Here is a 26,096-nt window from a genome sequence, read left to right as displayed (position 1 = left end):
TTGAGGAAAAGTTTAAGTCCTAAGTATAAGTGCAGCTAGTGCTAGCCTGCGCAAAGCTTGGCTGGGCCAAGCTTACTTTACCTTACTTTACCAAGATGGAACGTTTCAAAAACTGTCCAAGTACCATTTTCCAGTTGATAGAGAAGTTGGAATCGATCCACTGCTTCGGTATGATCGACTTCCATCATCTTCAATGATTCTAAAACGTCATGGTGTTCTTCATCTGAAAGCTTTTGAGCTAATGTGAGATGAGGAACAAAGTTATATGAACGCTCACTGTATAAGTTATTCTCATGTAGCTTCTCGTGAAGTTCTGTTAATTTCTCATCATCTTTTATCCGAAAATAAATGACGTTGTTTACTGGGTGGAATGATCCTACCTTATAAACTTGAATGTTAAACGGTTGAATATTATCCGAAATTTCATGAATTCGTCTCGCTAGAGCCTTTAATTCGTCTTCGTCATCGACTTCAAATGGAGCTTTTAAAGTCACGTGAGGAGCGATTAAAGCATAATGAGGGTCATAACGTTTACGATATGTGTTAACAGTATCTTGTAGTTTTTTTGATGGAAAAATTACAATGCCGTACTTCATAGTTTCCCTCCTCAAAATCAATAGGTAGATTAAAGTGTACACAAATTCCATTATAGCAAATTTTCTTACTATTTCCTACTTTATCTTAAAGACCGTCTATTTCGCAATCGAACTTAAGTCTGATATTTACCGTGGAAACATCCATTTTAATGCGTTTGGAATGTCTGGCTGCCAATACTTCCAGGTGTGGTTGCCATCAAATTCCTCGTAGTAATAGTTAAAGGTTCTGTTCGATAACTCTTGGTTTAACTTACGGTTCGGTTCAATGAAATTTTTCACTTCTCCATTAGTTGTTTCAACCGCGGTCTCTCCTACACCTGCAATATGGTAAATCGATAATAGAGTCGGATTTTGGAACGATTTTACTTCATTTAACACTTTTTCATTCACAAAAGGGGACTGTAAAATGACTTTTCCGAATGTACGTGGATAGGAAAGGGCTGACATTAACGAAACAGTGGCTCCTAAGGAATCACCGATTAAACCGCGCGCATTAGAGAGTTCTAGAGTAGAATACTCAGCTTCGATGTATGGAACAAGTTCATTTATAAGAAAACGAATATATTCCTCGTTCTGTTCTCCTTCCGGGTGGTATTTCTTGCGACGGTCTTGAACGCTTTTATATGGAATTCCGATGATTATAAATTCTTCAATTTCGTTGTCATCACTTAGTTTCTCAGTCGTTCTGGCAATCCTACCTAGCTTGAAATAATCGTCACCATCTTGAGCAATTAGGACAGAATATCGTAAAAGTGGGGTATAAGATGGTGGCAAATATGCTAGGAGTTGGATGTCTTCACCTAATACCTCACTATAAATTGTTTTCTCTTCGATGCTACCTTTTTGTTTCATAAGAATCAGCCTCCGGTATTTCTTCGATAATGCTTTCAATTGTAATCTAAGATTGATTTTAACATAAATGATATAATAGTCATAAGTAAGCGAACTGGCTTCAAGAGAGGAGACTGTCCGATGAAAAAGCGAGTCCATAGTAAAGAAGTAAAAGCAGCTACGATGGAACTATTAAAGGAGCGAGGAGTTAACATTATCGATGTTGCAGAGATTGTATACCAAATGCAGGCTCCCTATGCTCCAGGGTTGAAAATGCAAGATTGCATCGAGAGTGTTGAGGCTGTTCTTGAAAAAAGAGAGATTCAGCATGCATTACTCGTTGGTATTGAACTAGATAAACTAGCTGAACAAAAGAAATTATCAGAACCGCTACAAGCAATCGTAGAATCGGATGAAGGCTTATTTGGTGTTGATGAAACGATTGCAATGGGCGCAGTGTTAGGATATGGAAGTATTGCGATTACGACATTCGGACATCTCGATAAACAGAAAGTCGGAATCATTGAAAAGCTTGATACAAAGCATGGAAATGGTGTACACACATTCTTAGATGATCTTGTAGCAAGTTTAGCAGCGAATGCATCAAGTAGACTTGCGCATCGTATTCGTGATCGGGAGGAAAATTTAAAGGAAGAAGAAATTAGGAAACGTGATGAGGAAGAAAAAATCGGCTAGTAAATTAACGAATGAGGAGATGGCCCGTAAATAAGTTCTTCAACGATAAATAGCGAAATGGTTTACCGGTCATCTCAATAACTATTAATAAAAAATGTATTGACATTAAGTTGAAAGATTCGTATAGTATTAATTGTCCGTATAAGGAAATCAAGTCTTAATAATACCTGATCCGTTAGCTCAGCTGGGAGAGCGCTACCTTGACAGGGTAGAGGTCATTGGTTCGAACCCAATACGGGTCACCATAACAGATAATCCAAAGCCCTTGATACATAAGGGTTTTTCTTATGTCTAAAATTAGTACAGTTTTACATAAAATGAGTAGTACAGGCAAATTGGGGACGAATTGGGGACATAGAAAAATTTATAGTCATTTTTGGGGACTAAATGGAATTAGATGTAAGTTAGGCTTTAATCGTTTTAGATAGAGGAGGTCCCGCAAACATCGTATTTATCGTATTATCGTATTTTCCCTTGATATGACAGGCTTTAAACCAATACGATAATTTTAAACATCGTATTTAATATCGTATTTATCGTATTTTTATCGTATTTTCAAAAAAAAGACGACTCAATATGAGTCATCCTTGTTGAGATGGTCGGAACAATTGATTTAATTTGTCCGCTGCTTCCTCGTCAGCTTGTCGTACATAGTGACCATATATATTCATGGTTGTTTTAATGTCCGCATGTCCTAACCTTTCCGAAATCACTTTAGCATGTACACCTTGGTTAATTAATAAAGTGGCAGCCGTATGTCTTAAATCATGGAAGCGGATATACTTTAATCCAGTTCGATTGATAAACCTTCTCCACCACGTACCCGGTACAGTTGGATAATATGGCTTACCGTGCCAAGTAGAGAATACAAAGAAATATGATCCACCTTCCCATAATTCCGCAGCTTGCAACCGTTCCTTCTTTTTCATGTGGTGAAACTGTCTCAATTCCTCCAGGACAAAATTAGGGGGAATAACTACACGAACCTTGTTATTTTTAGGTTTCTTCAATTTGTATCCATCTTCTTTGGTATATTGAAGCGAATGATTAACTTGTATAGTTCTATCCTCGAAATTAATATCTTCCCATTGTAAGCCCAGCAGTTCCCCTCTACGCAGTCCGGCAGTTATGGCAAGGGTAATCATTATACGATTGCTTATAGGCTCATTCTGTAGCTTCTCAAACACTTCACGTACTTCATCATCTGTATACACTTCTGTTTTGTTTTGTGTAACCTTTGGACGTTTCACGCTTTCTACTGGATTGGATTTAATTAACTTCCAATCATATGCACGACTGAATATATCTCTAAGCACTCTGTAATGGTAGTAGATACTGGATGAAGATAATCCACCAGGCTTATTGTCTTTCCTTATTCCGTCCTGTTCTAAGCTATCCAGATAGTTAATGATGTGAATTGGTTTCACGTCACCTATACGAGCATGACCGAATGTAGGAAGGATATAATTCTTTAATGGATAACCATATGTTTCTAGAGTTTTAGCGGACAAATGTTTTTTAGCGTACTTTTCACGCCATTCCTCCACAAAGTCAGCTAATTTTATTTTAGATGGATCAATATATTGTCCGGCTTCAATTTCAGTAACAAATTCCGCTAGTTTTTTATTCGCTTCTGTTTTATTCTTCGCTTTAATGGTCTTTTGCTTCTTGATCCGTTTTCCGTTCTGATCGTATCCCATACTATAGGTAAGTCTCCACGAATTAGAGCCACGCTTTTCTATGCTTCCAGCCAAGTTTACCCCTCCTTATCTGTTTTTCTTCTCGTAAAGGTAATCAATGAATGTTAGAATTTCCTTCTTTTCTTCATTGGTTAAGTATTGACCTTTATAATCCAGAAGCATTTCATCTGTGAAAATGTCCTCAATTGCATAGACAAGGGTAGGATTCTTTGAAGTTGTAAAACCTTGTTCTACTAATTGTCTGTGAATTTCTATTTTTCGCTCGTGTTCTTCCTTCATTTCTTTTAAAACATCATCCATATCGTTTAAATAACCGGCAACTTCCAACAATTCAACAGAAGAAATGCCTAAGCCATCAGACAATTTTAAAACTGTTTCATGTTTTGGGGTTGAACGTTTACCGCTTTCTAATTTAGATAAAAAAGAAGAGGAAATACCGGATCGTCTACTCAATTCCCTCATAGATAAGCCTTTTTGTTCCCTCATTTTCTTTAATTCATCACCAAAACTCATAAATATCACGACCTTTTAAAAGTGTTGTTGTTAACAAGTATACCCACAATGAGTCCAAATGTAAACATTTTTATTTATGTGTTGACTTTTGGACGCACTTCGATTAATATGAAATTAGGTAATAAAAACAACACCATCAAAAAACTAAATATCGAAAGTCGTGGTTACGGAATAACAAGACTAAAACTTAAAAAACGTCTGGTAGCCTTCCAGGGACAGGAATAAAAGGGTATAAGAAACTAGCGGGACTATCCACGTTTATCCACAATCAATTCTCTTACAGTCAAGCGGGTTACTGATGGGTTTATCCACATATTAACAATACCCTTAATATGAACACTGTTGTTGTGTTCCGTATTATGTAAGCTATAACAACAACAAGAAATACTCGTAGGAAAAGAGATTTTCAAAGGGACATATCCCTTATCGAATTAAAAGGAGAGGTTAAAAAGTGAATAACCAAGATGTTAGAAAAGCGATCCAAGAAGCTGGATTGAAACAATGGCAAGTAAGTGAGGTCTATGGCTTACATGAAGGAAATTTTAGTCGCTTGTTACGCAAAGAACTTCCTATAGATAAGAAGGAAAAAATCTTTTCTATTGTAGATCAACTAAAGGGGGACAAATAATGCACACATATGAAGAAGCACTTAAAAAGAAAGCCGCTTTTATTATAGAGAATCAGAAAGAATGGTATCAAAGAGGTCTACCGTTCAAAGAAGCACGGGAAGAAAAAGGCTTACCTATGTCATTCGTTGCAAATGAACTTGGAATATCACCAGGAAGACTCAAAAGATTCGAAAACGGAGATCCCGTATCTGATAGTAGATTGATTGAGAAGGCATATAAAATGTGGTTAGATAACTGGAATCTAACAGGAGAAATGCAAAGAACATTAAATCGTTATCGTTAGGGGGATGTAATATTGGAGCGTACAACATTATCTGTAGCGGAATCTGCTGAATACATTGGAGTGTCCGAAGATTTGTTAAGGAAAGAAATAAGGGAAAAACGACTAAGACACATTCGAATTGGCAGACGTATTCTGCTGAAAAAACATTCATTGGATCACTGGATGGATGAATTAGAGGAAGAAAGCACAAAACAAAAAACGCCTTATAGCGGAGGCGTTGGGAATGGGGCGGTTCTTTAAATGTCTACAGTAAGTATAACAGATTCTAAGAAAAGTCACAAGAACTATTTAGCTGCTCTTGCTTTTGCGCAGAAATTAAATTTACCTGTATTTCCATTATGTCCAAGGACTAAAAAACCTATACATGATGGAGGGTTCAAAAATGCGACAACCGATATTGAGCAGATAAAAGAGTGGTGGAATGCTACACCCGATGCCAATATCGGGATGCCTTGCGGGGCAGTAAGCGGGATAGTCGTGTTGGACGAAGATCCTCGAAACGGAGGAAGTGAATCACTTCACCGATTGGAAGATGATTACGAAAAACTTCCCGATACAGTCACTTGTTTAACTCCTGGAGGGGGTCAGCATTTTTGGTTCAAGTGGGACGATCGAATCAGTAAATCTAAATTATACGAATATGAAGGTTTGGACGTACAGGGAAACGGTAAATACGTGGTATTGCCACCAAGTGTCCATCCGAACGGGAAGGAATATACCTTCGAATTATCATCAAGACCTTTAGAAGTACCAATCGCAGAAATGCCTGGTTACTTAATTCAAATGTTAAAAGATGAGCCAAGCCAGAGGAAGAAAAAGCCTACAAGTTATTGGGCGAATGTCATGAACGGATCCAAAGAAGGGGAACGGAACCACACAGCTTCACAGTTAGCAGGTCATTTATTTAGAAGATACGTAGATCCTCATATAGTGCTTGAGGTTCTGCACATGTGGAACCAATTCAAAAATGAATCCCCTTTATCTAAAGAAGAATTAAACAAAGTTATAAATAGCATAGCTGGTAAAGAGTTAAGAAGACGTAACGGAGGACGAGCATGAGTGAAGAATTACAAAATGTTGATGCACTAGCCAATGAGGATACGAGCGGAGAAAAGAAAACACAGTCACAAATATTAGTAGAAATGGCTTCGGATGTGGAATTTTTCCATACTCCGGATGAGAAAGCCTATGCGGTTATTATGATAGATGGTCATGAGGTAGCAATGCCTTTACGTAAGAAAAAATTCAAACGGTGGCTACAGATGAAATTCTATGAGGACTTCGGCAAGGTGGCAGGGTCCCAAGCTGTAGAAGATGCTCTTTCGATGATGGAAGGTGCAGCATTGTTCAAAGGTGAAAAACACGAGGTCCATTCACGAATTGCCGAACATGAAGGATGTATCTACATTGACTTAGGAAACGAATTACACACTTCAATAGAAATTGCTGAAGACGGATGGGGAATTAGACTCGATCCGCCTGTTTACTTCAAACGTACCAACTCGATGGGAGTGTTACCTGTACCAAAGAAGGGTGGCACTATCGACCAATTAAAGAAATTCATCAACTATCAGCATGAAGATGATTTCAAAATGGTTGTAGCGTGGGTGTTGGGTGCAATGAGACCCAATTCACCTTATCCGATTTTAGTAGTCCAAGGCGAGCAAGGTTCAAGTAAATCGACAACTACGAAGGTCACAAGGTCATTAATTGATCCATCTGAAACGATGCCCTTGCGGAATTTACCAAAGACCGAAGAAGAACTAGCCATAGCAGCAAGTAAGGCTCATATAGGAGCGTATGACAACATTTCGTCATTATCAAACGCTATAAGTGATACGTTCTGTAAAATCGCTTTAGGCGGGTCTGTAGCTAAGCGTGAACTATATTCCGATGACGAGGAAACAGTCATTACGGTTATGAAGCCAAGTATATTGAATGGTATTTCTGATGTAGGAAAAAGACCGGATTTGCTAGACCGTTCAATTATGTTAAACCTACCAGCTATTCCAGAAGAAAAACGAACAGATGAACAAACATTCTGGAAGAAATTCGAAGAAGAACGACCATATATAATAGGTGCTTTCCTTGATGTGATTAGTTCAGCGCTTGGAAACATTGACAACGTAGAATTAGAGCATAAACCACGAATGGCAGATTTCGCATTATGGGTAACAGCGTGTGAAAAGGCTCTCGGATGGTATCCTGATGAGTTTATGGATATTTACAAGCGGAATCGTAGTAGGGGCGTTGAGCAATCGCTAGAAACTGACCCATTAGCAGTAGCGGTACTTGAATTTATGGAAAACAGAGCAGAATGGACAGGCACACCTACTGCAGCTTATGAAGCTTTATCAGAATATGTGGAAGACAGAAGGGACCGAGCTTGGCCGACTTCACGATCAATACGAGGAAGATTGACACGAATTGCACCAGGGTTACGATCACAAGGGATACATTACATTGACTTAGGAACTGAGAAAAATAAGCGGATGCTTAAATTGAAACGTGATGACAAACCAGAAATTGATGAGGACGTGATCTTATAGAAGCGTTAATTGAATCAGTTGAACAAGCGGGAGCGGAATTGGTAACGGAAGGTGAACAGCTACGTATCAAGCGGGGGAAAAGCCTTCCTCCTTCCCTTCTCCAGAAAGTTAAGGAAAATAAGCAGAATATCATTGAAACGATGACAAGAGACAATTCAGCCAAGTTGAACGGGTTTCTAATCGGTCTATCTGGAAAGCTTTACACTAAATCATTGAACCATCGAAGTAATGTCTATATAGAACAGATTGGCGACAAGTGGGAAGCGTGGCGGGAATCCTACCAAAAAGGACAAAGGATATCTACTAAGAGTATAGCTACTGGTACATTTGACGAGGTAATCGAAAAGGCGAAAAGTTATTTTGAATTTATGGAGAGAAAACGGGGAAATTAAGCCCCTGTCTTATACAACAAAATGTATATTATATACAGAATTGGTCGTTATAAACTGATTTATGTAAACTAACTAAAAGTAAGTTATAAGGGGCACAAGGGATTCAAGACTCAGTGAATAAGACCATTTTATAGAATATGCAGGATTTTATACATCGTTGATTTATCAAGGTTTTTCAGCAATCTATGATACTTTAACGTGATGAATTATTGCATAAATAGGGAGGGTGAAAATCTATTGAAAGATGATCTAATTGAAATCAAATTACCTAAATGTACATTGTTTCTAACCAAAGGCGAAATACAACAGTTACTACGGCATGACTTGGACATATGGCAGGAATCACTTAAGCGGGGCAAATACATCTTAAGGAGCAGGAAACAACGTCAGAGAGAGTCTAATAAGGAGGTGAAAGGATAATGGAAAAGGAACTATACAACTTACTTTATAAAACAAGGTTCTCCGGAATCTCCATGTATGAAGTCAGAACCAAACTAAACCTGACCAACAAGCAAATTATGAACCTGGTCGATGCGTTGAAAGAAAAAGGTCTGCACATTAAAAAGATTCGATTCTATAGCCATCAAGTGGAAAGACTACAGCTGATCCTCGATATCAGGGCGGTGGAAGTGTGAGGAAACGAAAAAATAGACACTACAAGACATGTATTAAGGTTAGGGACCATCTGACGGATGTACAAGTTATCAAGCTAAGAAGTTTACAACAGGTGTTACTAAAGGGGGGTGAGCAATGATACTTACTGAGCAAGAGCAAACACTCTTAGACCTTATCACTTCACATGGTGGAGGTAAGAAGGTAAGAGAGTTGGAAAGGGAAACAGGACTTAACTATCAAGAAATCATTAAAACGTCAAGATCACTTATTAGTAAAGGCTATGGGATACGAGGTATAGGGGTGTCTGACTGGATAGAACGATTATTTCTAAGTCCGTATGACAAAAACTATGAAACACTAATTCAAAAATAAAGGGTGTAGTCTTTGTTATCTGAAAAACAGAAGAAAGTATTGGATGTTTTGCAGGGCTATTCTGACGGTGTGGACGTTGATGAAGTTACCAAACAAACCGGATTAGATTATATCCAAATTATCAATGCTGTTTATGTTTTAAATAAAAGAGGTTATATAATCGCCGGTTCTTTAGAAGGCAATAAGAAGATTCATCCTTTTTTCAAAGGTCAAACCAAGAAACTTTATTTATGTAATTAATCTTAATCAATTTAAAAATAGGAGGAATTTTAAATGACAGCAGAACAAATTTTGACAGAATTGAAACAATTTTTGGTGGCAAATCGTGATCATGCTCGTGGAATAGGCGGGAAATTCAATCGTACTTCAACAACATTAGATCGTGTATTAGAAAAGCTTCAGGAGTTGGATCCGACTATTACAGATGCAGAAATTTATTACAATGGTACAGAGTTTTATCCAGAAAACTACAATATGTTACCAAAGGCGTAAGGGGGATTTAATACATGAGTAAACTAAGCGTATATGAAGTATATGGACAGGATAAAGAATATCAGAGCTTTATGGGTGAGTTTAACAAGAAAAAATGGTTACTTGAAGAAATGGCCAGACAAGGAACATACAGCAAAGAACACCTCAGAGAAGTATCTAAACACCTGCACAGTCAATTACAAAACTTTATGTCAGGTCATAAAGATAAACGTTGCAACGAGAGAGCAGAACGAATGAAAGAGATCAAGAGCAAAACCAATAAAATCGGCTATGTGGAGCGAAAAGATGAAGCAAAGGAGCTTGAAATGCGGTTCAGGTTGGCGAATGATTTCGAACTAAAACGAATGGTCGATGAATTGGACTCGACAGACCTTCTGGAATTAAACCTCTTACGAATGGAACTGAAAAGCAGAGGATTAGATAAAAACGATGTTTCAGGTCAAAACTCTGATGCTAAAGTTAAGCAGCACATCATCAAAAACAACCTCGAAGGTATGAGTCCGGATGATCAGAAAGAACATGACCGACTCCAAGAAGAAACAAACATATACTTCTCAATGGGATCAAGCTTCATTGTGGGAGAGGATAGTTTCACCACATTAGAAACTGTCAAAGGTGAACTGGATAAGGCAGTCAACACTATTCCGGACAAGCAATCGGCGGAACGGAGCGTTAACTTAGAACGGTTCAATTTATAAAACAATGCCCGATGAACCTTAACAGGGGAGGGTGTTTCCTTTAAGGGGGTACTGATGGAGGATATAGATTTCATGAAGTATGAGGTTAGGAAAAAACTTAAGAGTTTACTTGCCTTAAATAGTTTGGATCGTGAACGTGAAGAACTCGAAAAAGAATTAGAAGAAGACTGCTACCGACCAACCAGCGCTTATATTTGTCCACATACTGGGTTAATGCGGTTCAATAATTCGAATGTAGAAAAAGTCGTTATTGAACATGATGAAATCAGGACTGCCTTTGATACTCATTACAATCACGTAAAGGAAAATGCTGGACAAATTAGAGAAGGACTTCAATCCTTATCAGACCATGAACAGACGATAATAGAAGACCACCGACCAAGTGAAGAATTAGACCAGGTATATATTAAGCTTTATGAATTCCTTACAGGGATTAAAGTAGAAAAGCATAAGCAAGCAGAGTTGCAACGTAAAGCAGAAATGATTATTAAAAGCGGACGGAAACATACCAAGTCAGGGAAAAAGATATTAGCACAAGTGGGATAAGTTACTTACAAAATGAAAGTGGGTGCGAGTTAATGCGAGAATTAGAGGGGAAATTGAGCAGGAAACAAGAAATTGCAGTCATGGCATTATTAACAGAACCGACAATTAAACAAGCTGCCGAAAAGGTTCAAGTAAATGAAGCGACCTTGTATAGATGGTTACAGTTAGAAGGTTTTCAAGATATGTACAAGAACGCTAAACGTCAAGCGGTGGAACAGGCTACTGCAAGACTACAGCAATCCTCTACATTGGCAGTAAATACCTTGAACGATGTTATGAGTAACCCAAAGGCAGCAGCTATGGCACGTGTAACCGCAGCTAAGACGGTGCTAGAGTTTGCATATAAAGCATATGAACTCGACGAGCTGCAGGAACGTGTGGAAGCCTTAGAAGAGTCGTTGAAGGAAAATAGCGCATGAACCTATTGAACCGCATTAAAAGGCTAGAACAGACCACAGGAGGGGCTTATGTATGGATGAGTGAGCTTCTTCCTTTATGGGAAGGCGAGAAGGATATAAAGGTCAATGAAAACAAGATTGTCGATGATTGGGTGCAAGCAGTGTTGGCGGTAGGGGATGATGAAGAATGAGACTATTAAAACGTTTAGAGAAGATGGAGCAACAAGTCAACGTGTCTAATGCCTTCCCAGTAGTTATCATTAGGGAGAATGAGCTTATAAGGGTAGAGGATGGTATTTTATTGGTCGTACCGTCTGAAAAAGAAATGGAACAATATAAGAACCGGATCAATAAGGATACAGTCATTATTATAGATAATATTCCAGATGATGACGAGGTGACAGTATGAACCTGTCCACTAGAATTAAGAAACTGGAACTGTCGGTAATGACTACTGACGATGGAGAGGGATTACTTCTAATTGATGATTATGGCGATGTAAGTATAAGAGATCGTAACGATGATGAATCTATTGAGGAATACAAGGAACATCTTACATCAATCGGAGTAGGCTTTCTGCATCTACCATTAATAAAAAGGCGGTGAGGGTTTGTCTGCACTATCTAGTCGTATTAAAAAGTTGGAAATGTCAGTCAAGCCTAATGAAGAACATCTGATAGTTATCATCCCTAAAGGGCGAGAAATACGTCAAGAGGATGAATTTAAAACGATGGAAGAATACAAAAAGTATTTAGATTCAATCGAAGTAAAATATGTTTCTGTGTTGCTTTGATACACCGATTTTATGCAGGATTCTATGCAAAAAGTGCGGTGTATATTTTATGCATACAGGATTTTAAGGGATAAACACTTGTTAAACCAGTGATATCAAGGGGGTTACTATAACCTTCATTATGTTAACTAAAGTATAGGAAACACGTTGTAACCCTTTGTGTATAAACGTTCAAGGCATCCTATTAGGGTGTCTTTTTCTGTTTGAAAACAATCATTTTAATTTGAATAAATATTCAGGTTTCATACATTAATCATTTTATCACAATCGGAGGGAAAACATGATAGAAGTATCTAACTTACAAATGCAAAGAGTGGCCATATTAGAAAATGCTTTTAAAATTGGTTACGACCAAACTATGAATGAATTATGGAGTTGTGAATTCACGTTACCATTGGACGATCCGAAGGTTAATGAATGCCAACCACTGTATTTTATTGACCTATGGGATGGTGAAAAGTATATAGGTAAGTTCAAAATTAAGCCTAACCAGACGGTAAAGAACAATAGTTCTAATACCATTAGGTTCTATTGCGAGCATGTCCTTTGCACATTGATGGATGACATTATGTTCGACTACAACCAGACCGTTAATATTCCCACTAACGAAGTATTACAATTTATACTGGATAAACAGACTACAAAACATTGGCAATTGGGACAGGTTGATATAACGAGATATTTTCATTACAAATGGGAGTCTGAAAACCTTCTAAGTGCCTTACTAAGTGTTACACAACCATTCACAGGACAATATATGTGGACATGGGATACGTCTACCTATCCATTCACCTTAAACCTTCTAAGACCGTCTGATGAAGTTAAAGGGGAAATACGATATGGCAAGAACATGCGAGGTATTACAAAGGATGAGGACCCATCCAATCTAATTACACGTATCTACCCGCGGGGTCGGGGTGAGGGAGTGAATCAATTAGGGATTACAGAAGTCAATCCAACAGGCTTACCTTATATTGAAGCAGAAGGAAGGTACATTACCAAATACGGGATTATCTCTTATCCGTGGGTAGATAGGCGGTATGAAAATGCAGAATCCTTATACAACAGTGCTAAGGCTATACTTGATGAATACAAGGAACCAAAGTTATCCTATTCGGTTAGTGTGGCTGACCTTGAAATATTACCAGAGTATAAAGAACTTGAACAATTAGAAATGGGCAGCGTAGTACGCATTGTGGACCCTGATATAGGGACGGTCAAACAACGTATCGTAAAACGTTCTAAAGCAGATGTAACCGGTAAACCATGGGATCTCCAATTAGATATAGGACATATACAGGATGATATAGCAACACAACAAAGAGAGGTCAACAGGGATATAGATACCAATAAGAAGTATGCACAGGGTAGCTTGTCGGTTGATTCGCAAAACTACAATGACAACTGCGACCAAAACCACGGTGCAATCATTCGTTTTTGGCTACCATCAGACATTGTAAATATTAATGAAATGAAATTGAGTTATGAAACGACAGGATTTAGAGCCTATTCAGGGACTACTGTATCAGGTGGATCCACTACGAGTGCAGCTGGGGGTGGTGGAACATCCGGACCATCAAGTAAAACTACAAGCGCATCCGGTGGTGGTGGAACATCTTCGAACGGTGGAGGGACTACAGTAACAAGTAGTTTTGAAAAGCCTAACTTTTACCTATATACGTCTATTCCATTGCCGTACGATTATGTAGAGGATCATATACATGCCTTAGAGGTGGTTGACGAATTAAACCATGCGCATAACGTAACCGTGTCTTCACATAGTCATTCGATGCCAGACCACACACATAATATCGACCACACCCATCAGCTGCCCACCCATACACACGAAAATCCTGCACATAGCCATGGGGTAAAACATGAAATTACAGTCCTGAATAATTTACCGACTGATATAACGGTTAAAGTAGATGGAAATACAGTACCTACAAACTCATTAAACGGTGATGACATAGACATTATCCCTTTCTTAGATAAGGATTCATCAGGACGGATCAGTCGTGGAAGATGGGTAGAAGTTACACTAACACCATCGAGTCTTGCACGTATCAATGCCAATGTTATCGGGCGTTATTTCGTGCAGTCGTATATCGGTGGGATATATTAATGAAACTTATCTTGTAGAACTTCGTAAAGACAGATATACTCAATTTAGAGAATAACTGGAACGGAGTTGAATGATATGAAAAGCGTTATAACAGGTGTATTGGCGGTATTAATAGCCGGTGGGGCTGCAACGTACATTATAGCAAATAATGAACCAGCAAAGGAAGAAGGTGAAAAGGTGGAAACAGTCTCCAATGAAGAAACGACAGCAACGGAACAGGTGACCATAGAACCACCTACAGAAAGAACGCTAACAGCACCGAAGTCCAGACACCCGTGGAAAAATTTCAAACGTGAAGAAATTCAAGCAGAAATCGATAAGGGCGGCCAAGTATTTTTGTTTGAAGATGGTAAGGTTTTAGAAAAAGGAGCTTTAGGGGTAAAGAATACGCCTAACACAAAAGAATTCACACAAGGAAATGCCGAAAACCTTACTATAGATATGGTAGCTAACGGATGGGCAGAAACTATTCGGATGTATGTCCTCGATCTAAAGGAATACTATCCGGATAAAGAGGAATATTTCAATAAATTGAACGAAGTAGCTGTAGCATTAGAAAGTCAGAACTTCACAACAGTCGATACAAAGATTAAAGAAGCTAAAACATTAAGAGTCCAGTAAAATGGGCTCTTTTTTTGCGTTTAACGGACTATCTACCATACTTTAAAAGTTAATTGCTCTACAATCCCCCATAGAAGCACACCCCACACCTCTAATTAGCTTTCCTTTGAACACATTTCAACTTTCCTAATAACTAGCATACGAACAATCTGAAAAATGCAGTAGCACTAATAACGTACATACTTACGTAGATACTGTGTTACTTACGCAGGTAGATATGTCAGGCGAACGTTCCCCGATTTTGGGGAATAGCGTTAAATCAACCATTAGTAAAATAATCCTTTACATTTAATTCTAACTGTATTACAATGTAATACAAGGAGGTGAGAACATGAGTAAAAGCAAACCAATTTCAATACGATTGGATGAAAAGTCAGAAAAAGCACTGGAATTCATCCAAGACCATTTTGAGAATAATGTAACAATGGTTCGCCCAAACAAAACAGATGCGATCCAGTATGCATTGATACTGTACGCTGGACACATAAAGGAAGTGGAGGGGGAAAAGTAATGAAACATTTGTATCATGCCACAAAGAATAAAAATTTTTATGATATTTATGATGAAGGGTTGAAACCTGGTTGGGATGGTTTGATTTATTTTTGTACTGAAAAGGAACACGCAGTGAACTGGATTGCTATGAGTTGTTCAAAAGGTGAAGAAATTGCGTGTTTTCGTGTACGAGTTAGTGATTTAGACCAAGAAAAAATAAAAGACGGTTACGATCATGATCCTAACTATTTTAAAGGTGTAACAGTTAAAACATACAGTGAAAATATATCACCGGATTCATTAGAAGATGATGAAGGTTTAGATATTTGGGGCGAAGTATACACAGTATTATAATCCGACTTATGTATTGAAAGGTGGTGAGGATATGAAAAGCCAGGTACTAACAGAAGTCATATTAAAGCGTAGGCAAATTCCGAAACTACTTTCAGACTTATCTTATATCAATCAAGAAAAAGCAGTAAAATACTTACGAATCTTTGCTAATAAGGAACTGCCAGTCACTCCACTTTATGAAAAACTAATCGAAGAAATCGACAAAGGATAAAAAAGCATTTTTAGGATGTAATGCAATCGACGGGTATCTAAATAATAGGAGGGTAACAAAATGGATAAAATAAAATTGGCTGTTGCTATGGATTATGTGACCACACATGAGGACATTGACCTGAAACAGTTACTATCGTTGCTCGTTTCCAAAGAAGAAGCACTGAAAATCCTGCAATATATTAAAGGGGAGGTTGAAGAGTATGAATACCTTTAAACAGGATTTATATTCATTGTTCAATAAGCGTAATGAGTATCGCACAAATGATTATCCTAATGAAATGCTTAATAAGGTACTTACTAAAGCCGAAAAGTCCATGGATCGTGAAGACTTCATCAAGTTTGAGGATTTATTTGCTGAACTGATTGGTGATTTCCAAGACATGTACTACAAAAAAGGTTTCGTGGATGGTATCTCGTTTCAAGAAGAGGTGCAGAACATGAAAATAGACCTTGCCAACGCTGGGGAGCAATTAAGCAAAGTCCAATAATCCATATAATATTATATCATAAAGGGGGGGGTTTAGCCTTCCTCTTTTTTTGTCCTGAATATAACCATTAATAACGCCACCATAAACATACACCAAAAAAGGGGAGCGTTAAAAGGAATAAAACCGACCATCTTATCGTAACAATGTAACTAAGTAACATCGTAAATGTGTAACAATGTTACTGGGATAAAGCCTGTTATTAAGCGAAATAATTTGAAGGGGAGAGGGTAGTATGGGGATAAAATTCAATTTAGGAAAATCAGAAAGAAAAACTCGATCAGATAAAAAGATTCGTGTTAATCCATCACTTGACCAAGAAACACACGAAAAGCTAGATCGTCTTTCGATAGCTTGTCACATACCAAAAACACAGTTAGCTTATGAAATAATAAAAATTGCGGTAAACAATCCGAGTCTTATCGAATATCTGCAGCATAAACACAACACCTATAAATATACCCGTGTCGTTCCAATAGTTCATGATGGAGAGGTATTCTACCAGGATTAAGGCTTAATACGTTTCGCCCACGATCCCATAGACTTATAAGCCTTATAACATTTCGCACATAGTCCCCATCTTTCATTATGCTTGTCCTTCGATACACGTACAGAGCAACCACATTCACGACATTTCATGATATACCCTCCTTGTCACCAGCATTACCATTTACAGAGCATATATTCCATGAGGTTGGGTAGATATCCTTCCTCTTTTTTTATATGGACCACCAGAATAAAATACGATATCTAAATACGATAAATACGATGTTAAAAAATTATCGTATTGGTTTAAACGTTGATATGACGGGCTTAAATACGATAAATACGATAATACGATAATTTTACTCTCTTAGTCTAAAAAGAAAAAGAGTAATACATATAGCGAGGGGGGATGTTTATTGTGAAGGTGGTCTATTGGGGACAAACTGGGGACGAAATAAGACAACTTGTCTCGGATTTTACAGAGTAGAACACACGTACCCATATATAAATCATTGGTATAAAAGCGTTTGCCGTATTAGAACTGTATTAGTCACAGGAACTACCCCACATTGACAGGGTAGAGGTCATTGGTTCGAACCCAATACGGGTCACCATACATAATCTATTTATAAACTAGCTCATTAATTGAGTTAGTTTATTTTTTTACATTGAGAAACAAGTCCACCACCACTAACCAAAAAAACCTGAATGGGGCAAAATACCCTCTATCCAGGTTTTTTTGGTAAATGTAGATGCCGAATCGCAAAAAAAGACAGCACCAGTGTTATTTATACAATCCGAATTTTTCTCATTTATGTATGAACAACCTTTTATGTAGTAAACCGAATTATATCAATATAGGTATTTACGAAATTTTCTGAAAACTGATCTGGTTGCTTCTAGATTGCTCACTTTGGTGTAATTGGATGAGAAGATCTAACTCCTGACTGCATTTAAGTGTCTGTTTAGAAGACATCCCAAATCGTTTAGCAGTCTCAAACATTTGATTTCTTTTGTTCTCAATTGCATTTGAAAGCATCGCTACCTTACCTCCGTGTTTTTTAAATCAACCTTGTACATTATCTTACAAAAGAAAGTTTGTTAAAAGCATTTCGAGCAAAGTTCTTATTGTTCGACAGAAATAGAACAAAATTTCATGAGTTTGAGTTGTCTAACATAGGGTAAATTAGTAAGACTGTACTAGAAAGGTGGTGCTTAAATGGGAAGACAGGAGGATTTAAGAAGAAAGAAAGGGTTACCTCCAGGGTCACTTATACACGTCGGGGATGAAAAAGCTGCTTATACGAATATTTCAATTACCGATTATAAAAAGGACATCTTAGCGGAAGTCAATGCTGATAACATCGATGATATCTTCCAATACACAGACTCAGATAGTGTAACATGGGTCAATGTCGAGGGTTTACAGGATATATCTGTTTTTACGACATTAAGGGATCGATTTGATGTTCATCCACTCTTGATTGAGGACATTTTAGATACGGAGCACCGTCCAAAAATCAATGTGTTGAATGATTATATTGTCATTCTCTTGAAAATGGTTTGGTTCAATAATGAGGAGCTTCAGATAGATGAAGAGCAGATTAGCATCGTCGTGAAAGATCAGGCCATCTTTACGTTTCAAGAAAAGGCCGGCGATGTACTAGATCCAGTGAGAAAAATGATCCGACAAAACTTAGGTGAAATTCGGGAAAAGGGTACTGGGTATTTGACCTATTCAATTCTTGATGCAATCGTCGACCATTATTTAATTGAATCGGAAAGAATAACGGAGCATATTGAAAAACTGGAAGAAGAGCTTGTATTGAATCCTGACCAAGCGATTTTACAACAAATTTACCATTACAAGAACATCGGGATGCAGCTACGTAAAGTTGTGTGGCCGGTAAAAGAAATCATTACAGGTTTGGAAAAGACAAAAATAATTGATATGAATACAGAATTTTATTTAAAGGATGTAACGGACCATATTATACATGTTATGGATATGGTGGAGATGACCAGAACAATGGCGACAAATTTACTCGACGTTTATTTTTCAAGTGTGAGCCATAGAATGAATGAAGTTATGAAAGTATTGACTATTGTTTCTACTATTTTTATACCGTTAACATTTATAGTGGGTGTGTATGGGATGAATTTCCGGTTTATGCCTGAGCTAAATGAACACTGGGCGTACCCTGCGATTTGGATTGTTATGGCTTCAATCACGCTTGGGATGATTATTTATTTCCGAAAAAAGCGCTGGTTTTAATTAGGTCATTTTAGTACCAATTTTGTACTTGGTTGTTATAATGGGATGGTGCTAATCAATTAATTGGAAGTGAAATTAATGACTAAAGAAGACATAATTACGGGAATTAAAGAGCGGGAAACCAATCGTCCACTTGTTCTTGCAGCTGTCATCCTAGCAATGTTTATGGCAGCTATTGAAGGAACGATTATTTCTACTGCAATGCCGAGCATTGTTGCAGACCTTGGAGGATTTAAACTATACAGTTGGGTGTTTTCTTCCTATTTACTAATGCAGGCAGTTACGATTTTAATTTATGGGAAACTCTCTGATCTGTTTGGCCGTAAACCTGTCTTTACATTTGGTGTCGGCATGTTCTTAATTGGTTCATTATTATGCGGGTTGGCTGAAACAATGGAGCTATTAATTATTTTCCGACTGATTCAGGGTCTTGGGGCCGGCGCGGTTATGCCGATTGCAACGACGATCGTTGGTGACATGTATACAATGGAAGAACGTGCAAAAATACAAGGTTATTTAGCCAGTGTTTGGGGGATATCTGCTGTAGTTGGGCCTGCATTAGGCGGCTTTATTGTGCTGTATTGGGATTGGTCTTGGGTATTTTGGTTAAACCTACCGCTGGGCGTATTAGCGATTGTCGGTACATACTTATTTTTACATGAAGATATTGAAAAGAAAAAGCCTCAGATCGATTATATAGGAGCTTTGTTAATTTTTCTCGCCGTAAGTAGTTTGATGGTTGCCTTGATACAAGGAGGAGTTACCCTACCGTGGGATTCGTGGCAAATCCTATTACTGTTATCAACTTGTGTTGTGAGTTTTATCCTTTTTATTTGGCAGGAGAAACGAGCTGCCGAGCCAACCATGCCACTGCATATTTGGAATAATAGATTAATAACACTAGCAAATCTAGCTTCACTGACAACTGGTGCAATTCTTTTTGGGATATCGTCCTTCTTGCCAGCTTATGTTCAGGGTGTTATGGAAGAATCACCTCTCGTTGCAGGATTTACGTTAACTACGATGTCAATTGGTTGGCCAATCGCATCAACCTTGGCAGGCAGACTGATTATTAAAGTCGGGTTTCGAACAGTTGCCTTAGGCGGGGGAATTGCCCTCGTGCTTGGTTCACTTTTTTTCGTAACGTTAGATCCAACTAAGGGACCGATATGGGCTGGAATTGGCTCCTTTATAATCGGTATTGGAATGGGTCTTTCAACGACAACCTTTATTGTGGCGATTCAATCATCCGTCGATTGGAAAACGAGAGGAATTGCGACCGCCTCTAACATGTTTATGAGAATACTTGGCAGTGCAGTCGGGGCAACCTTACTTGGTGGGATTCTCAACAATCAGTTACAATCGTACCTTAATAAGCATGGTGCAGGTGTTGATGAATCGTTGTCAATTGAAGCAGCAAATATATTATTAGATGAATCTCAGCGTGAGAAGTTAGCGCCTGATACACTGGAAGTCCTTCAGGATGGTTTAACATTCTCACTTGAGAGTGTGTATTTAGGAGTTTGTGTATTAGCCGTTACGAGCTTTTTGTTAATCGCATTTTTACCTAAGAAGGAAAAGGAAAATGAGCAAAGTTCAATACAGTAATGAAAAAGGGGAGTAGCTCGATACAAGCTACTCCCCTGTAGGAAACTATAAAATTCTTAAGCTGTAGTTAACTTTTGATTCAAAATGGTATTTAGCTTGATGATTTTACATATTAGAGACCTGTCTGAGTCCAATTTAGTGTTAAAAGTAGGAATAACACTTCTTCAAGAGTATATGAAGGTCATATTTAATGAAAAACATACAGATTTAACAGCTGTATTCAGAATAATTCATCCAGAAAACATAGAATTCATCCGTATTGAGAATATTTTATCCAGAAAATCTAGAATTCATCCGTGTTGAGAATAATTCATCCTGACAACATGGAATTCATCCGCATTGAGAATAATTCATCCGAACTGAGAAAAATTCCATTAAAAAATTCAGGACACCAGGATAATAGGAAAAATGTAGTTTTTTATGCGTACGATCCTTACTAGAAAATATCCCATTCGCTTATTCCATCAGAAATTCACGATGAAGATCGTTGTAAAAGTTCAAAGCGATTATTAAATGGATCGAAAAAGGAAAAACGTTTCATACCTGGAATTTGAGTCTCTTCTTTAATTGTTACAGAATGTTTTTGTAAATAGTGTTTCATTTCCTCAAGATGCTCAACTTCGAAAGCAGGGTGCCGCTTACTGTTTTCTGTGTAGGGTTCGGTACCAATATGTAATTCAATATCCCCAGCTTGGTACCATAACCCTCCGTTCTGCTTCAGAGCGAAGGGTTTTTCTATTTCCTTTAATCCAATGATATTTGTATAAAATTCCCGTGCAACGACTTCTTGACCTGTTGGAATACAGATTTGGATATGATGTAGACGTTTGATTTTTATTTTCATGTTATACACTCCCGAAGAAAATTTGATAAATCAATTGCACTAAGAGCAGTAAGGTGATCAATCGTAGTAAGATCTTTACGACTGATTTTGAAAATTTCCCAGCAAGTCTGACAGCAATCTGTGCACCAATTAATGAACCGATTGCGAGTGGAATCGCAACATCCCATCGAATGAGTCCTGCAAAGTAAAAACTGAAAAAAGCACCGATACAGCTTAAAAAGGTGTTAAACCGCGTATAGGCAATTGTCCGGAGATAGTTGATTCCCTGGTAGAAAAAGAGATACATTTGAAAAGTAGCCTGCCCAGGCCCGAACATTCCGTCATATGTCCCTATCCCAAACAAACCAGGATACGTCCATCTAGAAACTTTAGAGTCATCGTCTAAGCGGTTTGAAGGCTTTCTGATAAATGATATGAAAAAGGCGAAAATTAATAAACTAATTCCGATGATCATCATTACATCTTCAGATAGAGAGGATGCAATGAGACCACCCGTAATTCCCCCAAGAAAACTAAACGGAGCTATTTTTACCGCTGATTTAAAATCGACTTCCTTTTTCCTTAATAAAACATAGAAACTCGAAAATGAACTTATGGAGTTTGAAAACTTGTTTGATGCAATGGCTGAATGGATTGGTACACCAACTATGAGCATCGCTGGAAGGTTGATAAGTCCACCGCTGCCAGCTAGGGTTCCTATAAAAGACGAAACAAATCCGATGACGATAAGTGAAAGTTCCATTCTAATCCTTCTTTCCTAAAGTGTGCGTTCAAAAGTCCGAAGGCTAACAGGATGTTCCTCGGTGTAACTCGTAGTCATAATATCAATTATTGATCGTCGCTGTTATCATACGATATCATTCGTTATAATAAAAGTAGATAATTTCGATACTAAACGATAAGAATTACTTATCAATGAGGGTGTGTAATTCATGCAGATGACAGAGCTTCAAGTTTTACAAGTCTTAGCTGAAGAGTTAAATATGCGAAAAGCATCTGAAAGGCTATTCGTATCACAGCCTGCTCTCAGTCAGCGTTTGCAATCGATTGAGCAGAGATGGGGAGCAAAACTTTTTATTCGTTCGCAAAAAGGACTTACCTTAACTCCTGCTGGAGAGAAAATAGTTGAATTTGTTAATTCGACTCTTCAAACGGAAGAATCAGTGAGGGATGAGGTGCTTTCATTAGGTAATGAAGTATATGGAACATTGAAACTTGCGGTTGCGTCGATTATCGGGCAATATTGGCTGCCTAAAGTATTAAAGAAATATGTTGAGCGCTACCCGAATGTCAAAATATCCTTAGTGACAGGCTGGAGTAGTGAAGTTCAACGGCAATTATATGATGAAAATTTCCATGTTGGGATTATTCGTGGTGATCCTGATTGGAAAGGGCCTAAACAGCATTTAATTTCAGACAGTCTATACTTAGTCGATACGACTATCAAATCACTTGATGAACTACAGGATACTACGAGGCCATTCATCCAATTCAAGAGTCATTCGACCTATTATCAAGAAATCCAAGACTGGTGGATACAAAAATTTAAAGCACCACCAAAACGAACAATTGTCGTCGATCAAATCGAAACCTGTAAGCAAATGGCCATGAATGGGATAGGCTATGCGATCTTGCCTTCAATTAGCTTAACAAAAAAAGATCGAAGCCTTTATACCATCCCTATCCTAAATGAAAAAGAAATTCCTCTTAGCAGGGATACATGGATCATCAGCACTGAAGCCTCACAACAGCTTAAACAGGTAGATGCTTTTTTAAGCTTGATAAACAGTATGAAATTAGTGAACTGAATCGAATAAAACACTAATACTTAACAACAAGCACGAAATACGATAAAATTAACGCGATTGGCTTGTGCGTTTGGAATGGAACACTTTTTTCAGAAGGTCAGGGAAGTATAAATTTTAGCACTAGCCAAGTTTTATAAAAAAACAAAGGAGGAATAATACTTATGGAAATGATGGATGCAAACGAAATTATCTCGTTTATACAAAATAGTGAAAAATCAACTCCTGTAAAAGTACATATTAAAGGGGACCTCGAAGGAATTGATTTCGGTTCGAACACGAAATCATTCATTACTGGGAACACGGGTGTATTGTTTGGTGAATGGAAAGACATTAAAGTGGCCATTCAATCGAACGAAGGACAAATTAAGGATTACGTGATTGAAAATGATCGTCGTAACTCAGCCATTCCAATGTTAGATTTAAAAGGTGTTCAAGCTCGTATAGAGCCAGGTGCTGTTATTCGTGATCAAGTAGAGATTGGCAAAAATGCAATCATCATGATGGGAGCAATGATCAATATTGGTTCAGTCGTAGGGGAAGGAACAATGATTGATATGAACGTTGTTCTCGGAGGACGTGCAACGGTCGGTAAAAACTGTCATATTGGTGCAGGGGCGGTCCTAGCTGGGGTCATTGAGCCACCATCAGCAATGCCTGTAGTCATAGAGGACGATGTTGTAGTAGGTGCTAATGCCGTTGTTCTTGAAGGCGTTACAGTCGGTAAAGGTTCAGTTGTTGCAGCAGGAGCAGTCGTTACAGAAGACGTTCCCCCACTTTCAGTTGTTGCCGGAACACCAGCAAGAGTAATTAAAGAGATTGATGAAAAGACCAAGGGTAAAACAGAGATTAAGCAGGAATTACGTCAGTTAAAAGAAGACTAATATAAAAAGTTAAACTCTAATTATGTAAAGGAGAGTCTTACAATGATTTCTCTCGATGAATTAATCAAGATAAGGCGCACTTTACATCAGATACCTGAGCTGGGTTTTCAAGAGGTGAAAACCCAGCAATTTTTGTTAGGATACATTGAGTCGTTGCCTCAAGAGTTTCTAGAAATTACTCAATGGAACACGGGACTGATTGTAAAGGTATGTGGTAAGCAGCCAACCAAAACAATTGGATACCGGGCAGACATGGATGGACTTCCGATTGAAGAAGAAACGAGTTATGAGTTTCGTTCTGAACATCAAGGTATGATGCATGCATGCGGTCATGATATGCATATGACAATAGCACTTGGGATCTTAACACATTTTGCATCAAATCGTCCGAAAGAGAATTTACTGTTTGTATTTCAACCTGCAGAAGAGGGACCTGGGGGCGCTCTTCCCTTAATGAATAGTAAGGAATTTCAGAAGCATCGTCCAGTTATGATGATTGCTTTACATATCGCACCCCAATACCCGGTAGGAACGATAGCTACCAAAGAAGGGCTCTTGTTTGCAAATACCTCAGAGCTGTTTATCGACTTAAAAGGAAAGGGTGGTCATGCTGCATTTCCTCATCAGTCAAACGATATGGTCGTTGCTGCAAGTCATCTGATCACGCAGCTTCAAACAATTGTTGCGAGGAATGTTGATCCTCTTGATTCGGCGGTAGTGACGGTTGGGAAAATTGAAAGTGGTACGAAACAAAACATAATAGCTGAGCGTGCAAGAATTGAAGGAACAATCCGTACCTTAACCCCAGATTCGATGAATCGTGTCAAACAGCGAATTGAATCGCTTGTAAAAGGGATTGCAGCTAGCTTTGAATGTGAAATTGATGTGGATTATGGTGCGAATTATTTTCAAGTAAATAATGAGCCGGAATTAACGAACGAGTTCATGGATTTTGTGAACAAGCAGCTTCCGGAACTTGAACTAAGAGCGTGTGATAAGGCGATGACAGGAGAAGATTTTGGCTATTTTCTTAAAGATTATCCTGGATTTATGTTTTGGCTCGGTGTGGAAGCATCCTATGGTCTACACAACTCACAAATTGAGCCGAATGAAGGTGCGTTAAAGGTTGCAACCGATCTACTGATTAAATATTTAGGTTACAAAACAAATTAGGACCTAATTTTAGTGGAATATCTCTTTTCTGTTCGGGTTACTATAAACCTATCTCAAGGAGGTGGTTGTAGTGCCTAGAATTGGAGTTGAACAATCCTTAACAGCTGTCCAGGAAGCACTTCAAAGTAAAGGGTATGACGTGAAACAATTAAGACAGGAGCAGGATGCAAACGAATGTGACTGTTGTGTAATTACAGGTCAAGATGAAAATATGATGGGGATACAGAATGTCGTCTCACAGGGGTCTGTTATCAATGCCCATGGTTTATCTTCAGATGAAGTGTGTCAGAAGATCGACCAAAAGTTTCAACATTAAATCTGGTTATATAGAATCCAACCAGACCGGTTATCAATACGGGTTTGATAAAGATAGGATAGTTTGCATAACGAAAAGAAGACTAACGTAAATGTCAGTCTTCTTTTTTTACACGTTAAGAAAGTATAGAGCGTCCGAGCATAGGTGATATTCCATAATGGGTGGGAACCCCATCAGGTAAGAACTAGCCATTCACCTGTAGCGAGTCTTGGAGGGTTGGAGGTAACTCCTATCTTTAAGCGTAGACAGCAAGACAGTGGGCCGAAAACCAAATGGCTGAAGGGATGGAGCCCCGAAAACTTATATACGGGA

At 38.2% G+C, this 26,096-nt stretch carries 39 protein-coding genes and 1 tRNA gene; 33 read left to right on the top strand and 7 right to left on the bottom strand.

The genetic code is table 11. The annotated features are described in order from the left end of the window. Window positions 1–77: 77 nt before the first annotated feature. Together NON16_RS11065 and NON16_RS11060 are read right to left on the bottom strand one after the other, a co-directional pair. Window positions 78–596, bottom strand: coding sequence for a YjcG family protein (locus NON16_RS11065; RefSeq protein ID WP_257349079.1), 519 nt, complete (start codon window positions 594–596; stop codon window positions 78–80). A 126-nt stretch (window positions 597–722) separates the two neighbouring features. Then, window positions 723–1,448 carry an alpha/beta hydrolase gene (locus tag NON16_RS11060; RefSeq protein ID WP_257349078.1) on the bottom strand — a complete coding sequence of 242 codons (726 nt, stop codon included), beginning with the start codon at window positions 1,446–1,448 and terminating at the stop codon, window positions 723–725. 120 nt (window positions 1,449–1,568) lie between these two features. Here NON16_RS11060 and NON16_RS11055 point away from each other — a divergent pair, with 120 nt between their 5' ends. After that, window positions 1,569–2,123 carry a phosphatidylglycerophosphatase A family protein gene (locus tag NON16_RS11055; RefSeq protein WP_257349077.1) on the top strand — a complete coding sequence of 185 codons (555 nt, stop codon included), beginning with the start codon at window positions 1,569–1,571 and terminating at the stop codon, window positions 2,121–2,123. A gap of 169 nt (window positions 2,124–2,292) precedes the next feature. Further along, window positions 2,293–2,368: transfer RNA gene (locus NON16_RS11050), tRNA-Val, on the top strand. Between the two features lie 336 nt (window positions 2,369–2,704). Here the strand turns inward: NON16_RS11050 and NON16_RS11045 are convergent. Together NON16_RS11045 and NON16_RS11040 are read right to left on the bottom strand one after the other, a co-directional pair. Beyond that, window positions 2,705–3,877 (bottom strand): tyrosine-type recombinase/integrase, encoded by a 1,173-nt coding sequence (locus NON16_RS11045; protein WP_257349076.1) that lies wholly within the window; start codon window positions 3,875–3,877, stop codon window positions 2,705–2,707. Window positions 3,878–3,889: 12 nt separating this feature from the next. Next, window positions 3,890–4,336 carry a helix-turn-helix domain-containing protein gene (locus NON16_RS11040; protein ID WP_257349075.1) on the bottom strand — a complete coding sequence of 149 codons (447 nt, stop codon included), beginning with the start codon at window positions 4,334–4,336 and terminating at the stop codon, window positions 3,890–3,892. Window positions 4,337–4,787: 451 nt separating this feature from the next. On the opposite strand from NON16_RS11040, the gene NON16_RS11035 reads away from it, so the two are divergent. From NON16_RS11035 to NON16_RS10915, 25 genes are all read left to right on the top strand, one after another. Continuing rightward, a complete protein-coding gene (locus NON16_RS11035) occupies window positions 4,788–4,964 on the top strand; it encodes a hypothetical protein (protein ID WP_257349074.1) in 177 nt (58 codons plus the stop codon). Further along, window positions 4,964–5,248 carry a helix-turn-helix domain-containing protein gene (locus NON16_RS11030; RefSeq protein ID WP_257349073.1) on the top strand — a complete coding sequence of 95 codons (285 nt, stop codon included), beginning with the start codon at window positions 4,964–4,966 and terminating at the stop codon, window positions 5,246–5,248. Before NON16_RS11035 ends, NON16_RS11030 begins: the two co-directional genes overlap by 1 nt. A 12-nt stretch (window positions 5,249–5,260) precedes the next feature. After that, complete coding sequence (locus tag NON16_RS11025; RefSeq protein WP_257349072.1) at window positions 5,261–5,488, top strand: helix-turn-helix domain-containing protein; 228 nt, start codon at window positions 5,261–5,263, stop codon at window positions 5,486–5,488. Continuing rightward, window positions 5,489–6,307 (top strand): bifunctional DNA primase/polymerase, encoded by an 819-nt coding sequence (locus tag NON16_RS11020; protein ID WP_257349071.1) that lies wholly within the window; start codon window positions 5,489–5,491, stop codon window positions 6,305–6,307. After that, complete coding sequence (locus NON16_RS11015) at window positions 6,304–7,797, top strand: hypothetical protein (protein ID WP_257349070.1); 1,494 nt, start codon at window positions 6,304–6,306, stop codon at window positions 7,795–7,797. Before NON16_RS11020 ends, NON16_RS11015 begins: the two co-directional genes overlap by 4 nt. A gap of 38 nt (window positions 7,798–7,835) precedes the next feature. Next, window positions 7,836–8,189: a hypothetical protein gene (locus NON16_RS11010; RefSeq protein WP_257349069.1), complete on the top strand. Its 354-nt coding sequence runs from the start codon at window positions 7,836–7,838 to the stop codon at window positions 8,187–8,189. 419 nt (window positions 8,190–8,608) lie between these two features. Continuing rightward, a complete protein-coding gene (locus tag NON16_RS11005) occupies window positions 8,609–8,824 on the top strand; it encodes a hypothetical protein (RefSeq protein ID WP_257349068.1) in 216 nt (71 codons plus the stop codon). A 115-nt stretch (window positions 8,825–8,939) separates the two neighbouring features. Beyond that, a complete protein-coding gene (locus tag NON16_RS11000) occupies window positions 8,940–9,176 on the top strand; it encodes a hypothetical protein (protein ID WP_257349067.1) in 237 nt (78 codons plus the stop codon). A 12-nt stretch (window positions 9,177–9,188) separates the two neighbouring features. Then, complete coding sequence (locus NON16_RS10995) at window positions 9,189–9,416, top strand: hypothetical protein (RefSeq protein ID WP_257349066.1); 228 nt, start codon at window positions 9,189–9,191, stop codon at window positions 9,414–9,416. Window positions 9,417–9,449: 33 nt separating this feature from the next. Beyond that, window positions 9,450–9,668: a hypothetical protein gene (locus tag NON16_RS10990; protein WP_257349065.1), complete on the top strand. Its 219-nt coding sequence runs from the start codon at window positions 9,450–9,452 to the stop codon at window positions 9,666–9,668. A 14-nt stretch (window positions 9,669–9,682) separates the two neighbouring features. Beyond that, the gene (locus tag NON16_RS10985; protein ID WP_257349062.1) at window positions 9,683–10,366 is read left to right on the top strand and encodes a hypothetical protein; all 684 of its coding nucleotides are present in this window, start codon (window positions 9,683–9,685) and stop codon (window positions 10,364–10,366) included. Window positions 10,367–10,420: 54 nt separating this feature from the next. Further along, window positions 10,421–10,912: a hypothetical protein gene (locus NON16_RS10980; RefSeq protein WP_257349061.1), complete on the top strand. Its 492-nt coding sequence runs from the start codon at window positions 10,421–10,423 to the stop codon at window positions 10,910–10,912. 32 nt (window positions 10,913–10,944) lie between these two features. Next, window positions 10,945–11,331 carry a hypothetical protein gene (locus NON16_RS10975; RefSeq protein ID WP_257349060.1) on the top strand — a complete coding sequence of 129 codons (387 nt, stop codon included), beginning with the start codon at window positions 10,945–10,947 and terminating at the stop codon, window positions 11,329–11,331. Next, window positions 11,328–11,501 (top strand): hypothetical protein, encoded by a 174-nt coding sequence (locus tag NON16_RS10970; protein ID WP_257349059.1) that lies wholly within the window; start codon window positions 11,328–11,330, stop codon window positions 11,499–11,501. Before NON16_RS10975 ends, NON16_RS10970 begins: the two co-directional genes overlap by 4 nt. Continuing rightward, the gene (locus NON16_RS10965; RefSeq protein ID WP_257349058.1) at window positions 11,498–11,719 is read left to right on the top strand and encodes a hypothetical protein; all 222 of its coding nucleotides are present in this window, start codon (window positions 11,498–11,500) and stop codon (window positions 11,717–11,719) included. Before NON16_RS10970 ends, NON16_RS10965 begins: the two co-directional genes overlap by 4 nt. After that, window positions 11,716–11,916: a hypothetical protein gene (locus NON16_RS10960; protein WP_257349057.1), complete on the top strand. Its 201-nt coding sequence runs from the start codon at window positions 11,716–11,718 to the stop codon at window positions 11,914–11,916. Before NON16_RS10965 ends, NON16_RS10960 begins: the two co-directional genes overlap by 4 nt. A 4-nt stretch (window positions 11,917–11,920) precedes the next feature. After that, window positions 11,921–12,103: a hypothetical protein gene (locus NON16_RS10955; protein WP_257349056.1), complete on the top strand. Its 183-nt coding sequence runs from the start codon at window positions 11,921–11,923 to the stop codon at window positions 12,101–12,103. A gap of 280 nt (window positions 12,104–12,383) precedes the next feature. After that, complete coding sequence (locus NON16_RS10950) at window positions 12,384–14,228, top strand: phage tail spike protein (RefSeq protein WP_257349055.1); 1,845 nt, start codon at window positions 12,384–12,386, stop codon at window positions 14,226–14,228. 75 nt (window positions 14,229–14,303) lie between these two features. Then, on the top strand, window positions 14,304–14,849 hold the full coding sequence (locus NON16_RS10945; protein WP_257349054.1) for a hypothetical protein: 546 nt from the start codon (window positions 14,304–14,306) through the stop codon (window positions 14,847–14,849). 331 nt (window positions 14,850–15,180) lie between these two features. Next, window positions 15,181–15,360 (top strand): hypothetical protein, encoded by a 180-nt coding sequence (locus NON16_RS10940; protein ID WP_257349053.1) that lies wholly within the window; start codon window positions 15,181–15,183, stop codon window positions 15,358–15,360. Then, the gene (locus tag NON16_RS10935) at window positions 15,360–15,695 is read left to right on the top strand and encodes a hypothetical protein (RefSeq protein WP_257349052.1); all 336 of its coding nucleotides are present in this window, start codon (window positions 15,360–15,362) and stop codon (window positions 15,693–15,695) included. The genes NON16_RS10940 and NON16_RS10935 overlap by 1 nt, the downstream gene beginning before the upstream one ends. A 31-nt stretch (window positions 15,696–15,726) precedes the next feature. After that, window positions 15,727–15,906, top strand: coding sequence for a hypothetical protein (locus NON16_RS10930; RefSeq protein WP_257349050.1), 180 nt, complete (start codon window positions 15,727–15,729; stop codon window positions 15,904–15,906). A gap of 60 nt (window positions 15,907–15,966) precedes the next feature. Further along, window positions 15,967–16,122, top strand: a complete 156-nt coding sequence (locus NON16_RS10925; RefSeq protein ID WP_257349049.1) for a hypothetical protein — start codon at window positions 15,967–15,969, stop codon at window positions 16,120–16,122. Continuing rightward, window positions 16,109–16,396 carry a hypothetical protein gene (locus tag NON16_RS10920; protein ID WP_257349048.1) on the top strand — a complete coding sequence of 96 codons (288 nt, stop codon included), beginning with the start codon at window positions 16,109–16,111 and terminating at the stop codon, window positions 16,394–16,396. Before NON16_RS10925 ends, NON16_RS10920 begins: the two co-directional genes overlap by 14 nt. Before the next feature lie 232 nt (window positions 16,397–16,628). Further along, a complete protein-coding gene (locus NON16_RS10915; RefSeq protein WP_257349047.1) occupies window positions 16,629–16,904 on the top strand; it encodes a hypothetical protein in 276 nt (91 codons plus the stop codon). Between the two features lie 840 nt (window positions 16,905–17,744). Here NON16_RS10915 and NON16_RS10910 read toward each other — a convergent pair. Next, complete coding sequence (locus NON16_RS10910; protein ID WP_257349046.1) at window positions 17,745–17,918, bottom strand: aspartyl-phosphate phosphatase Spo0E family protein; 174 nt, start codon at window positions 17,916–17,918, stop codon at window positions 17,745–17,747. A 180-nt stretch (window positions 17,919–18,098) separates the two neighbouring features. On the opposite strand from NON16_RS10910, the gene corA reads away from it, so the two are divergent. Further along, window positions 18,099–19,154 (top strand): magnesium/cobalt transporter CorA, encoded by a 1,056-nt coding sequence (corA, locus tag NON16_RS10905; RefSeq protein WP_257349045.1) that lies wholly within the window; start codon window positions 18,099–18,101, stop codon window positions 19,152–19,154. A gap of 78 nt (window positions 19,155–19,232) precedes the next feature. Further along, window positions 19,233–20,762, top strand: coding sequence for an MDR family MFS transporter (locus tag NON16_RS10900; protein ID WP_257349044.1), 1,530 nt, complete (start codon window positions 19,233–19,235; stop codon window positions 20,760–20,762). 472 nt (window positions 20,763–21,234) lie between these two features. On the opposite strand, the gene NON16_RS10895 is transcribed toward NON16_RS10900, so the two are convergent. Together NON16_RS10895 and NON16_RS10890 are read right to left on the bottom strand one after the other, a co-directional pair. Next, window positions 21,235–21,606: a VOC family protein gene (locus NON16_RS10895; RefSeq protein WP_257349043.1), complete on the bottom strand. Its 372-nt coding sequence runs from the start codon at window positions 21,604–21,606 to the stop codon at window positions 21,235–21,237. 1 nt (window position 21,607) lies between these two features. Further along, window positions 21,608–22,348 (bottom strand): sulfite exporter TauE/SafE family protein, encoded by a 741-nt coding sequence (locus tag NON16_RS10890; RefSeq protein WP_257349042.1) that lies wholly within the window; start codon window positions 22,346–22,348, stop codon window positions 21,608–21,610. A 190-nt stretch (window positions 22,349–22,538) separates the two neighbouring features. Here NON16_RS10890 and ccpC point away from each other — a divergent pair, with 190 nt between their 5' ends. The 4 genes from ccpC to NON16_RS10870 all read left to right on the top strand — a co-directional run bounded on the left by ccpC (window position 22,539) and on the right by NON16_RS10870 (window position 25,784). Next, the gene (ccpC, locus tag NON16_RS10885) at window positions 22,539–23,414 is read left to right on the top strand and encodes a transcriptional regulator CcpC (protein ID WP_257349041.1); all 876 of its coding nucleotides are present in this window, start codon (window positions 22,539–22,541) and stop codon (window positions 23,412–23,414) included. A gap of 161 nt (window positions 23,415–23,575) precedes the next feature. After that, entirely contained in the window at window positions 23,576–24,295 is a 720-nt protein-coding gene (gene dapD / locus NON16_RS10880; RefSeq protein WP_257349040.1) for a 2,3,4,5-tetrahydropyridine-2,6-dicarboxylate N-acetyltransferase, read from the top strand. A gap of 45 nt (window positions 24,296–24,340) precedes the next feature. Beyond that, window positions 24,341–25,468 carry an N-acetyldiaminopimelate deacetylase gene (locus NON16_RS10875; protein ID WP_257349260.1) on the top strand — a complete coding sequence of 376 codons (1,128 nt, stop codon included), beginning with the start codon at window positions 24,341–24,343 and terminating at the stop codon, window positions 25,466–25,468. A gap of 70 nt (window positions 25,469–25,538) precedes the next feature. Beyond that, window positions 25,539–25,784: a YkuS family protein gene (locus NON16_RS10870; RefSeq protein WP_257349039.1), complete on the top strand. Its 246-nt coding sequence runs from the start codon at window positions 25,539–25,541 to the stop codon at window positions 25,782–25,784. The last annotated feature ends 312 nt before the right edge of the window (window positions 25,785–26,096 follow it).

The organism is Pseudalkalibacillus decolorationis (assembly GCF_024609785.1).
Classification (GTDB): Bacteria; Bacillota; Bacilli; order Bacillales; family Fictibacillaceae; genus Pseudalkalibacillus; species Pseudalkalibacillus decolorationis.
The sequence above is the reverse complement of the archived record's forward strand: the minus strand, read 5'-3'. Positions and strand labels throughout refer to the sequence as shown.